The sequence below is a fragment of the Aureisphaera sp. genome (genome assembly GCF_059726885.1).
In genome coordinates, this window is record NZ_AP041051.1 from 1,984,548 (window position 1) to 1,997,531 (window position 12,984).

The 12,984-nt window shown below is 40.0% G+C and carries 6 protein-coding genes; all 6 read left to right on the forward strand.

The genetic code is table 11. The annotated features are described in order from the left end of the window. Positions 1 to 456: 456 nt before the first annotated feature. The 6 genes from AC6JAD_RS08665 (at position 457) to AC6JAD_RS08690 (ending at position 12,976) form a co-directional block, all read left to right on the forward strand. Positions 457 to 7,377 (forward strand): BspA family leucine-rich repeat surface protein, encoded by a 6,921-nt coding sequence (locus AC6JAD_RS08665; RefSeq protein ID WP_461304843.1) that lies wholly within the window; start codon positions 457 to 459, stop codon positions 7,375 to 7,377. A 64-nt stretch (positions 7,378 to 7,441) separates the two neighbouring features. Continuing rightward, a complete protein-coding gene (locus tag AC6JAD_RS08670) occupies positions 7,442 to 7,633 on the forward strand; it encodes a hypothetical protein (protein ID WP_461304844.1) in 192 nt (63 codons plus the stop codon). A 265-nt stretch (positions 7,634 to 7,898) separates the two neighbouring features. Further along, a complete protein-coding gene (locus AC6JAD_RS08675) occupies positions 7,899 to 9,947 on the forward strand; it encodes a tetratricopeptide repeat-containing sensor histidine kinase (RefSeq protein WP_461304845.1) in 2,049 nt (682 codons plus the stop codon). A 55-nt stretch (positions 9,948 to 10,002) separates the two neighbouring features. After that, positions 10,003 to 11,880, forward strand: a complete 1,878-nt coding sequence (locus AC6JAD_RS08680; RefSeq protein WP_461304846.1) for a tetratricopeptide repeat-containing sensor histidine kinase — start codon at positions 10,003 to 10,005, stop codon at positions 11,878 to 11,880. Further along, on the forward strand, positions 11,873 to 12,520 hold the full coding sequence (locus AC6JAD_RS08685; protein ID WP_461304847.1) for a response regulator: 648 nt from the start codon (positions 11,873 to 11,875) through the stop codon (positions 12,518 to 12,520). Before AC6JAD_RS08680 ends, AC6JAD_RS08685 begins: the two co-directional genes overlap by 8 nt. Before the next feature lie 114 nt (positions 12,521 to 12,634). Next, positions 12,635 to 12,976 (forward strand): hypothetical protein, encoded by a 342-nt coding sequence (locus AC6JAD_RS08690; protein WP_461304848.1) that lies wholly within the window; start codon positions 12,635 to 12,637, stop codon positions 12,974 to 12,976. Positions 12,977 to 12,984: the final 8 nt, after the last annotated feature.

A 12,984-nucleotide genomic window follows, 5' to 3' on the forward strand; every position in this document is an offset into this window, starting at 1 on the left:
AATTGCTTAATGCACTGTCATTTTTTCATAATCCAACTAGTTTGAAAGAGTGTTTTGGATGTAAATCAAAAATAGTAAAATACAAAAGAGTAAAATGTAGTTATCCCCTTTATTAAGCGAATAAATTAAAGTTATTTGTCATTGAACAAATAACTCTAAAACAGGAAATGTATTTCGGCCCGGTAGTGGGCCAACAACGAAACCCTTAGAGTTTATAGGCTCTGAGGGTTTTTTTGATTTACACCTGTACAATAATCAGACTATAAATTTGATAAACCCTTTGAAGACTTTTTCATTTTAACGAATTTGGGTGCTCGAAAATTTTGGGTTTATCTAAATGATCCTTGCTTAAAGTCATTATATTCAAAAGTATACGTGGTGGTACGTAGTATTTACGTGTTGGCTCGAATGGTGTATTTCTTTCGCACATCGGTTCTTTGCTGAAAATCTAGCAAAATGAAAAAACTGATCCCATTCACAAAAGCAAATTATTGCTTTTCCTCACTCTTTTTCGCTCAAAATACTGGGTCGAATATAGCTAAGTCAGGTACATCAAATTGTAAAATCACCCTACACTTTGTAGTGGTTCTTTTGCTGTTTTTAGGAACTACGAATCTTTTAGGACAAAGCTGTACACGACTCAACGATATATCGCAAACAGCCGATAACAATTCAACTAGCTCTTTCTGGATTGGGGCTGCGCAATCTTGGACAGCCACTTGTACGGGTCAAATTGAATCTATTGAGTTACGTACCGCTGGGTTTATAACCGATGGAGGTACGACTACGGCACAAATTTTAATCATTGAAGGAAACACCGGTGCTCCTGGTAGCATACTTAAAAATTTTAACTATGATTTTGTCGATAACGAAGTATTTGGACAAAATCACTCCATTGCAATTCCGGGTTTGCTTAATGTAGCGGCCAGTCAGGAATATTCCTTTGTAATTATTCAAACCGCTGAGAATATTCGATTTCAGTATACCAACACAGATCCTTACGATGGAGGTAATTACAGCCGTTTCCGTGACATCGGAGATCCTTGGTCGCAACAACCTTCGAGGGATATGGATTTTGATATTCGGGTAAAGGACGATTACCCTACCATTTCTTGTAGGGACATTACCCTAACCTTAGATGGCAATAATGAAGCCAGTACTACCTTTAATGCGTTAACTACAGGTAGTGGGGATGATTTAGGTGTCGTATTCAGGACCATTTCCCAATCCAACTTCGATTGTGACGATGTGGGACCCAATAAAGTAAGGTTGGGCATTCAAGATACTGGTGGGCAAAATAACAGTTGTATCTCTATGGTAACCGTGGTAGATAATAATGCACCAGAACTTACTTGTCCAGCAGACATAACGGTGACCATTGAACCTTTTGAAACAGATCCAGTGATCAATTATGATCCTATTGGCTACGACGACTGTACTGTCGCTATTGATGGATTTACTTTTTTAATGGCAAGTAACGGAAATAGCTACTATATTTCAGACAATTCATTTACAGGTCCAGCGGCTAGGGCCGATGCAGAGGCACAAGGTGGTTTTGTTGCGACGATTAGTGATTCGGATTTAAATCAGGAATTGCTAATAGCCAGAGATCAAGCTGGCATAACTACAACTGCACAATGGATTGGTATTTCTGATGCTGCGATAGAAGGTACTTTTGAATGGCACGGTCCCAGTACAAGTTATACAAACTGGGGCGGCGGTGGTCCTTTTAATTCGGAAGATGCCGATTATGTGTTGTTTGGTAGCTCGGGTACCTGGTTTGTAATGGGCGGGGCTGCTACACTTCAATATATCTTACAAGTAGCAGATCCAACACCCACGATTACCCAAACTTCGGGTCTGGCTTCGGGAAGTAATTTCCCAGTGGGTATCACCACCAATGAGTTTGAAGCTACCGATGGAAGTGGTAATACCGGAACCTGTTCCTTTACTGTGGAGGTCATTCAAAATCCATACGAAGTATTGGTAGAACTTGATAGTGGGACGTTGCGTATCACGGATATTGGCAATACCAGCGACATGAATCTAGTCATAGAAGAAAATGCCACAGGAAATGCACTGTTTTTAAATAATTTACCAGCGGCTCAAATTTCAACGGGTATCAGTCGAATTACATCTACTTTATTAAGTGTTTCTAAGGCCGATATTACTAACGGAATAGAATTTATTGGCGGTAGTGGAACCAATACCATCTTCTTTGAGGGAGATGTGACATTGCCGGGAAGTGATAATGATATCAACATTAGTGGACTTAATGCTAGTGGTGTTGCTGCATTCGAAAATAACGGGCATATAAATATTGGGGCGGACCTTACAATCTCAAACAGTAGCAGTGCTTTTGTTTTGCTTGGAGAGCTTACGGCAGTGAATTTGTCTATTTCTGGTGTCGAAAATATTCGGGATCGCGTCGATCCTTCGCCTATCAATATTTCAGGACAAACAGATTTACAGGCTTCCAATAGAATTGATATTCTTGAAACGGCGACACATACCTTTGCGGGAACCGTAAATCTGGAATCGGGAAGGGTGTCTTTTCATGCCATTGGTCCAGTGAACCTAGGTGCTGTGACTACAACAGCCACTGACGATTTTTTCAGAAATGATATTCGAATTGGTCCTGGAAGTCTGAATTTAACGGGAGATATTGTGACGGGGGGAAGCTCAGACCTTTACCTGCGTGCACAAACCACTATTAATCAATCGGGAGGAACCATTACCACTGATAACTTGATATTTGATGGGAGAAACACCGGTGAAACCACGGCAATACTCTTTGGCGATAACGACATTAATGTGATCGAGGTGGCGACAGGACGCTCTATGGAACTGATTGTATTCAATAATATTAGTGATTTGGAGATCGGGTTGTTGACTATAGATGCGACCACCGTTCTTGCACCTAACATCAATCTTACCAATAACACCGATATTTTCAAAAACAGCGATGGAACGTTGTCTATATTGGCTACTAATAATTTAAATATTACCAATGCTACCAGTTCACTAGCCTACATAACCCACAATGGTGGCACTATCGAATTTGGTGGAAATGCTATCACCTTTGAAAAATTATGGTATGATGCCGCTCCAGGAACAAAAACAAGGCTATTAGGTAGCACGGTTTTTAACCCCATCGACTTCTTTGCAGAATTCGGAACACTGGAACTTCAAGCGCCATTGGATATCGGGTCCACAGGCTTTACTATTAATATATTAGATGAGCTTAAAGTAAATAGATTTGAAGCTGTTTTGTCTGGTACCGGTACATTTACTGGTGGTTCAACCTCGGTTGAATTAGACGGAACCATTGCCCCAGGAAACGGGACATCCCCAGCGACATTAGCAATAACAAGTGTAGAATTTGATGAAGGTACTTATGCTCCTTTTATTGAGAGCAACAGTGCTTACGATCAGTTAAATGTTGTTGGAAGCGTTACGCTAACCAATGCCGACTTTAATCCAACAGGAGGATTTACACCTCAAGCTAGTGATCTTGAAATGGTATTGATTAACAACGACGGTACAGATCTTGTTTCAGGTACATTTAATGGTCTTAGTGAAGGAAGTATTGTGACTTTTGGTGACTATGCTGGATTTATTTCCTACGTTGGAGGCGATGGTAACGATGTAGTATTATTACCTGATACGGTAGATCCTGTCGCAGTTTGTCAAGATATTTCACTGAGCATAGATTTGGGTGGTGTTACGGTTACTCCAGATATGATAGACAATGGTTCTTCAGATAATGTTGCCATTGCCAATCTTCTAATCAATGGGCAATCTCAAGTAGACTTTGCTTACACCGATTTAGGTAGTAACGATGTGACACTCACGGTTGTTGATACCAGCGGCAATACCGACGAATGTACAGCGACTGTAACGCTCACTTCGGGTGCAACCTTACCTGTTCTTATAAGTGAATACCAACCAGACACTACCAATGATCCACAATCTATTGAGATCATTGGAGAACCTGGGGAAGGCTTTACAGGGTTTTTTGTCGTCATAGAAGGAGATACAGACACCAGTGATATTGGTGTGATAAAAAGCGCCGATAGTTTCTCAGGTACATTTGATGGAAATGGTTTGTTAGTGGCTTCAATCCCCAACATAAATAACCCAACCCATACAGTAGTGCTAACCACTGCTTTTAGCGGTACTGCTAATGTGACCGATATTGATGCCGATGATGATGGTACCGCAGATGATCTGTCTGCCTTCGGTCTAATACTTGATGCGATAGGCGTAGGAGATGGCGGAGCTTGTTGTCCACTAGACTTCCTTTATGGAACAGATTTTGGAGGTATCAACTTACCAGGTATAGGAGGTATTCCAGGAGCCATATTTAGAGAAGGTAGTACCGGAGATTTTTATCAAATACTAGCCAGTAATGGTAATATTTATGACAATACAGGGACTTTGGTCAATGCCGCTATCTTCGATATAACACCTACTTCTAGTGGTACGTTTGGTGCCATTAATCCGAAAGCGATTTTAACGGGCACCGATGCCTTTGTGACCACGTGGAAAACGGATAATAATGGAAATAGCAACGACGATCAGATCGCCATTTACACAGATAACACTTTAACTTATGACTATGTTGTTGACTGGGGGGACGGAACCATTCAATCAGGTATCACTGGAGATGTAACCCATACCTATAGTAGTGGCGCTGGTACCTATACCATCAGAATTGCAGGAACCTTTCCGAGATTTATTTCTAATGGCTCCTTTTTTGGTGATGCAGAAAAACTAATAAGTATCGACCAATGGGGAACCAACTCATGGACTTCCTTTGCCGATGCCTTTTATGAGTGTGAAAATATGGATGTGCTTGCAACCGATATTCCAGATTTGTCCAACGTAACAAGTATGTTTAGCATGTTTGGAAATTGTCATGCCCTTACGGGAAATGCAACTATCAATAATTGGGATGTGAGCAATGTTGAAAACATGCAACTTTTGTTTATTGCTGCCAACAATTTCAATCAACCTTTAGACAACTGGAACGTTGGTAATGTTACTAACATGGAAAGTATGTTTAATGGAGCCGAAACCTTCAATCAGGATCTCAATAGTTGGAATACTTCTCAGGTAGAAACCATGCGATTTATGTTCACAGGAGCACTCGATTTTAATGGTGCTATCGGAAATTGGAATGTGAGCAATGTGACAGATATGGGGTGGATGTTTAACAATGCCGAAGATTTTAATCAAGATCTTAATAGCTGGAATGTGAGTCAGGTTCAAGATATGTTCTTCATGTTCTTGGCTGCAACTAATTTCAACGGTAACATTTCCAATTGGAATCCGGCACAGGTAACCACGATGTACGGGATGTTCCAAAATGCAGTAAACTTCAATCAGAATATTTCGGGATGGAATGTAGGTCAGGTGACTGACATGGGTTGGATGTTCAACGGCGCTACCCTATATAACCAGCCTATTGGCAACTGGGATGTCTCTAACGTAGGAGTTGCTACCGAAATGCTTATAGGAACAGCCTTTTCGACTGAGAATTATGATGATTTATTAATTCAGTGGGATATGCTCACACTAAAAAATAATGTAAGTTTTGGAACGGATGCTAGCTTCTGCTTGGGTGAAACCGCCAAGCAAAACATCATTACCAATCATAATTGGAGTTTTACAGATGGTGATCTAAATTGTTCAAACTGTGCCGGTGGGAGCACCATCTGGAACGGAACGAGCTGGGACAATGGTGTTCCCGACAGCACCATCGAGGCTATCATTGCAGCAGATTACAGCACGAGCACAGCAGATATACAGGCATGCGAATTGGTGGTTAATTCAGGATTTGTGTTATCCATTGGTGCCAATGAGTTTATCGAGGTGCAAGGTAATATTACGGTAAATGGTAGTTTGATCGTAGCGCATCAAGGTAGCGTGGTCCAAGTGGATGATACCGCTACAGTTACCAATAGCGGAACCATCAATGTAAACGTCACTACGCCTGTATTACAAACCAGAGATTTTATGGTGTTGGGAAGTCCAATGAGTGCAGAAACGCGCACTGATGTATACGGAACGGCCTTTTTGGTATTGGATCATGTTCCAGAGAATTTTATTCCGCATCCCGATGTAGATCCAGGGGGAACGAACTTTGCAGATGACGATGGTGATTTCTGGACACAAATGGCTTCGGGTAGTATAGATTCAGGTAGAGGATATATCGTTCGACCACAAGATTCATATACAGATCCAGCCGATGAGCCCTACTTTTTCACACATGCGCTGGGAACCTTAAATAATGGGATAACTACCAAAACCAGTGTTTATAATGGTACAAGCAATCCAGACGGTACGCCGAATGTCTATGCAAACCCCTACGCCTCAGCCATATCGGCAGACGACTTTATAACCGCCAATCCATTGGTGACCGAGCTTTACTTCTGGGAACATCTTACGCCGCCTAGCGCATCCATTCCTGGAGCCAATGGAACGAACTTTAGTATGGACGATATCTCTATGTATAACCTTTCTGGAGGAGTTGCTGCCGCGAACGATCCTACAGGGATCGATACGGCACCTAATGGAATGATAGCAACCTCACAAGGGTTTGGTGTGAAAGCCTTTGCTGGTGGGAATATAACCTTCAGCAACAACATGCGAAGAACTACGGGAAATACCACTCTGCGGTTAACGGATAACATCGATAAGATTTGGCTGCAGCTTACGAACTTAGAATATGATTTGGGTTCAAATACTTTAGTTGCCTTTAATCCTTTGGCCTCAGAATCTTTAGATTCAGGTTACGATAGTAACAGACTGGCGACTGCGATTTCCTTGTATTCACATTTAGAAGATGGTAGCGAACAACTAGGGATTCAAACCCTAGGAGCCTTCTCGTCCGAAGCCAAAATACCAATGGGCTTTAGCAGTGTTGTTAAGGAGAGGGTTACTTACAGTATTTCTATTGCCAATATGGAGGGCACTAGCATTACCCAAGCTACCGTATACTTAACCGATAATTACCTGAATGAAACCGTTATACTCTCCGATGGGGACTACTATTTTGAGAGTGAAGCGGGGAACCTGGAGGGTCGATTCACCCTGTCGTTCGAGGAACCGATAGTGCTTTCTACAAATGATGCTGCTTTACAGAAAATTTCAGTAACCCCTAATCCAACCCATGGATTGCTCAATATTCAGTCCCCAATGGGTATTCAGGACGTAAAAGTATATGACCTTCAGGGTCGTATCGTATTGGAAGCAGCAGGAAATGGGTTGGAAAATTTAGAAGTGAACCTGGAGAATATGTCTTCTGCAGTTTACTTGGTTAAGATTCACACAGAGAATGGAACAGTTACTAAAAGAGTTATAAAAGAGTAAACCATGAAAGAGATATGCAATAGAATGTTCCTTGTAGCAAGCCATTTAGTTATTCTCCTCTTCTTTGAAAGTAAGAAATCCGGAGTGCAAGGACAAACCAAAGAAAGGAATGATGAATTCTGAAGTATGGCAAATAGACCGAAACCGCATAATCGATTATACCTATGAATGGGCATACGGATCTCCTCAGCAATTGGATCGATTGGAGACTTTGGAACGTGCCATAGATAGGAATGGCTTACTAATAGAAGTTTAGATTTTTCATGATAGGTTGATTCAGGTTAATTTTAACCTCAGTGAACTTGCAAAAGCGGCTTCAATTTTGAAGTCGCTTTTATTATCCCATTCATTATATGGTTTACGGTAATTAATGAATCGCATCGAATTTATAAGGCTGCGCCATGGATAAGGTGATACTTGGATTGTTAAATATGCAGTACAGGGAAATCTTTGCTAAGATATGTCAGTTGAATTCCAAATTGAAATAGATTAGTTTTATAGCTTTGTTTAAACCCCTGAATATGAACAGAATTAAAAGCCTTTTGGTATGTTTTCCATTTTTGTTCTGCTTCCCTGAAGCTTTTTCTCAGCAGGATTCACTTCAGATAAAAGTAGATGGCCTTCGGTTACAGATTAGCCAAGCCAACGATGTAAGAAAATTATCCCTTCTAGATAGCTTATGCCAATTGACTCGGTTCAATTCCGATTATGACTACGAAACTACTGTAAAGGAGTTAGTAGCTGTTGCACTGGAGTTGAATGACCTAGATATGGGAGGTGAGCATACCGCAGATTATATATTCTATTTAGCGAATCGAGCTGGTAAACCAAAGGAAGCAGTTCAGGTTTTCGATGCATTTCGGGAAAGGGAATTGCTCCTCTCGGATCCTAGTATAAAGGCTAGAATCTATTTGAATGGGGCAGACGGGTACTTCTTTTCCGGCCAAACTGCAGAATCAATCCCGTTTTACCGACAGGCGGGTTCCTATGCAAGGGAAGCACAGGATTCAATATTATGGGGGAAGTCTAAGATCTACATGTCCGACGCCTATGCCGATGGAGGTCAATTTGCCGAAGCGGGTTCTGTTTTGAGCGATGCGGAGGAAATCTTTATCACCTTTAGTGATACCCTTAACTTAATGACCACTCGTAATTCGAGGGCAAATTTATACAGTAGAATTGGCTTTTTTAGAGAAGCCGAGGAAGTTCGGAAAGAGTTGATACAACTCGCAATTTCCCGTAAAGACTACAGAATGCTGCAATCCACTTATTACAATATGGCCATCGATAAAAGGCAGTCCAATGAACTGCAAAGTGCCATTGTAAACCTGAAGGAAGCAATGAAGTATGCCCAATTGGGTAATTACGAAAGTTATCAGATGAGGATCTTAATTAATTTACTAAGAACCTATTCCGTGGCAGGTAACGTAGAAGAAGCTTCAAAAACGTTAAACCTTATACAGAATCACGCTATGGTGCCCAAAGATGGGGGATTGGACGATTTCAGTTATGTGGAGGCGCAAGCCAATTATCAATTGGCGCTGGGAAATAATATGCAAGCGATCAACTTGAGTAACCGATTGTTTCAATTGGATTCTAAGAATGACTTTGCCAATGGTATGAACATTCATAACATCTTAACTAAGGCTTATGAAAATCTCGGGAATACTGCGAAATCGTATGAGCATTACAAAGCCTATTCATCCATTAGGGATAGTATTAATGCCATTCAAAATGTACAATCACTTACTTACTATCAAACCCTCTATGAAACCAAAAAGCGGGATGCTACTATCGAAAGCCAAGAGTCGGAAATAGCCTTGTTGGATGCAAAAAACAAACTGAGCAAACAATGGATGCTCTTGGGCGGAATGGGATTACTGGCTTTATATCTCATTTTATTTTTGATGCGTTCTCGAAAATTTGCGGTTTCCGAACAAATCATGCAAGAACAATTTTCCAGGGATTTGATTAATGAACAAGAACGGGAACGGACCCATCTAGCCAGAGAGTTGCACGATAGCGTAGGGCAAAAGCTCATGTTGCTTTCCAAACAAACCAAGAAGATTGGGGACGAGAATACACAAGAGTTAGCAGACACCACCTTAGAGGAGATTAGGAGCATTTCCCGCGGATTGCACCCTTCCAATCTGGAACGTTTGGGATTAACTGCATCCATTAACTCCTTGATCTACAACATTAATGCGAATTCAGATCTATTTTTTACTGAAAGCATTGAGAATGTTGATGGTATTCTAGAAAAGGAATCGGAATTACATCTATACAGAATTTTACAGGAAACGTTGAGCAATATTGTAAAACATGCCGAGGCAAAAGCAGTTAAAGTCAATATTCGTAAGGCAGAAAAGGAAATTAAGGTATTGATTAGTGATAATGGAAAAGGTTTCAATGTTGAAGAAAAAAAGAATGCAAGCCGAAGTTTGGGAATGAAAACCCTGTTGGAAAGGGCAAAAATCATAAATACTAAATTGAATATTGAAAGTAACCTTGGGCAAGGAACTGTAATTAAAATGGTTATTCCATTTAAAAACACACTGAATGTCACCTAGTTCAGATTTTATGTCCTTACTATTTACCTGTTAAATCAAAAACACACACGTTATCTTGAAAAAATTCTTTGCTATAACCGTCTTACTTTTTTCGGCTTCCTTAGTAAACCATGTGTATGCAGAGGCCAAAACCTTTTCTAGTAAAGGGATGCTAAAACTAAACATGGAAACAAGGTATACAATTGAGCAGGATACCACCCGCGCCAATCTAGAGGAAAAACTAACTCGAACAACTGTAGATACTACAAGAGCCCGAGTTATGTTCGATCTTGGGGTTCATCTATGGGAGATAGATTTTTCTGAATCCGAGCGCTATTTTAATTCGGCCATTACAACTCTCTTGGGGTCAACTACTAAAAATTCTTCCTTATTGGGCGATTCATATAGATATCTAGCAGCATTGCTTACAGATAAGGGTAGGTATACTGAGGCCATGGTGTACTATAATAAAGCAAAAGAGCAGTTGGAAATTTCTGAAAACCCCAAAGGAATATCGAATATTTATCACAATATGGCAGTGCTTCATAGGTATCAAGAAAATCCGGAAGAACAAAAGCGCAATTTGAAGGCTGCCATAGCAATTGATGAACAGCTGGACTATGCGGAAGGTTTAGGACATAATTATAAAGCTTTGGGAAACTACTTCAGTAAACGAGGCGTAGTCGACTCTGCAATGTTTTATTTTAAGAAATCCGAAGACAACTTTAACCGAATACATGATGAGTTTGGCTTATATAGCTTGAAAGGGATCGTGGCAGACTTTTATTTTGAACAAGGCGAATACCAAAAAAGTCTTGAAATTTTCAAAGAATGCCTGGACTTTTTTACGCGTATAGACGTTAAAGGTTTTCAAGCTATCCACACTTTAAAAATAGCCTCCATCTATATGCTAATGGGAGACTATAAAAAAGCACTCACTTACAATGAGAATTCCCTGAATATAGCTTTGCAGGAGGATTATAAACAATGGATATCCGAGGGATATCTGCAAAAAAGTAAACTATACGAGCATTTTAAAAACTACGAAACAGCATACGAAAGTGCTAAACTGCACAAGCTATACTCGGATTCTATATTCAACAAAGAAAATGTAAAAAAAATTCAAGCATTAGAATTAACCTTTAATTTTAGAAAGGAAAAACTGAAGGACAGCCTAACATTGGTTGGTGAGCGAAAATTTGCCGAAGCACAAGTAGAAGTATTAGCTACAAAAAATAGGGTAAAAACCTTTTGGATCGTATTTGGGGGATTGGGATTGCTATTTTTATTTGCGATTATATATCTCCTTAAAACCAAACAATTTGCTAGCCAAAGTAAGGAACTTCAGGAACAATTTTCTAGAGACCTCATTAATGAACAGGAGCGTGAACGGACCCATTTGGCTAGGGAATTGCACGATAGCGTAGGGCAAAAGCTCATGCTGCTTTCCAAACAAACAAAGAAAATTGGGGATGAGAATACACAAGAATTAGCTGATACCACCTTGGAGGAGATTAGGAACATCTCCCGGGGATTGCACCCTTCCAATCTGGAGCGCTTGGGATTAACGGCATCTATTAACTCTCTTATTTACAACATCAACGCAAATACCGACCTGTTTTTTACTGAGAGCATTGAAAATGTTGATAATACTTTGAAAAAGGAATCGGAATTACATCTATACAGAATTTTGCAGGAAACGCTGAGCAATATTGTAAAACATGCCAAGGCAAAAGCGGTAGAAATAGAAGTGAGCAAGGGACCAAAGCATATTGATGTTTTGGTAAGTGATAATGGCATGGGGTTCGATGTAACTTCTAAAAATAAAACAGTAAGTTTAGGAATAAAAACGCTGTTCGAACGCGCCAAGATTTTGGGTGCTCAGTTGAAATTAAATAGTGAAATAAATAATGGTACCGTGATGTCCCTGAAAATTCCCCTGTCATATGAATAAAGTAGATATCTCCATTGTAGTTGCCGATGACCATCCCATGTTGTTGAGAGGCTTGCATGATGAATTGGAAGCCAATGGCTATCACATCATTGGTCAGGCTAACAATGGGATACAAGCTTTAGAACTCATTATAAAAAGTCGCCCCACTTTAGCTTTTTTAGATATAGATATGCCCATGCTAAATGGATTCGAAGTCATAAAAATGGCTAGGGAAAAAGGATCTAAAACAAAATTTATCATTCTTTCCTTCCATAAGGAAGCGTTTTATATAGTTCAGGCTAAAACCCTTCAGATTAATGGGTATTTGTTAAAAGAAGATTCCTTCTTTGAATTCGAACGGTGCATTGAAAGCGTATTGAATGATGAAGTATATTTCAGTAAGTCCATTGACGAAACACCTCTGGAGATAGCTAGTGATGAACTTAGAAGATTAAGTTTCCTTACATTATCCGAAACCAAGATTCTAAAACTAATTGCCCAAGAAATTTCCAGTCAGGAAATTGCAGAGTCATTATCATTATCTAAACGAACCATTGAAAAACACCGAAGTAATATCATTGTAAAATTGGGATTAAAGAAGACCAATAATTCCTTAACCAATTGGGCGCTAGTGAATAAAAATATCATTCTCTCGCAATAATAACTACCTAAATCTTTACCTATATACGTACTAGTACGTAGTATTTAAGAGTCGATACTTATTTCATAGGATTACTGATGAATCTACCTTGCAATCAAATAAAACATCAGAATCATGAAGTACAAAATGACCCTAACGATTGTAGCCATCTTTGCAGTTTCTACTTTAATGGCCCAAGAAAAAAATCAGATCTCAACTTCTGAAAAGAAAGTGCCCGTAACGGTTTCTGAGAGGAAAGTGCCCGTAACGGTGCGCAGTGAAAAGAGCATTGCGCCTTCTGTAGCATTAGAAGAAAAAACCGCCGATCAACAATTGGAGGAAGCCGAAGCACAAAAAAGGCTTGCAGAGAATGCTGCAAAGAGCAAAGCAGCTAGAGCAGAGCGTGACCAAATTTCGGAGGCTGTAAGAAAGCGTATGGCGAGGAGAGCCGTGAAGTCAACCAACAAAAAGCAATAGTCTCTTGT

Bases quoted from the DNA above. Each gene is read 5' to 3' on its own strand.
- AC6JAD_RS08690 (WP_461304848.1), top strand. From the start codon at position 12,635: ATGAAGTACAAAATGACCCTAACGATTGTAGCCATCTTTGCAGTTTCT.
- AC6JAD_RS08665 (WP_461304843.1), top strand. From the start codon at position 457: ATGAAAAAACTGATCCCATTCACAAAAGCAAATTATTGCTTTTCCTCA.
- AC6JAD_RS08685 (WP_461304847.1), top strand. From the start codon at position 11,873: ATGAATAAAGTAGATATCTCCATTGTAGTTGCCGATGACCATCCCATG.
- AC6JAD_RS08675 (WP_461304845.1), top strand. From the start codon at position 7,899: ATGAACAGAATTAAAAGCCTTTTGGTATGTTTTCCATTTTTGTTCTGC.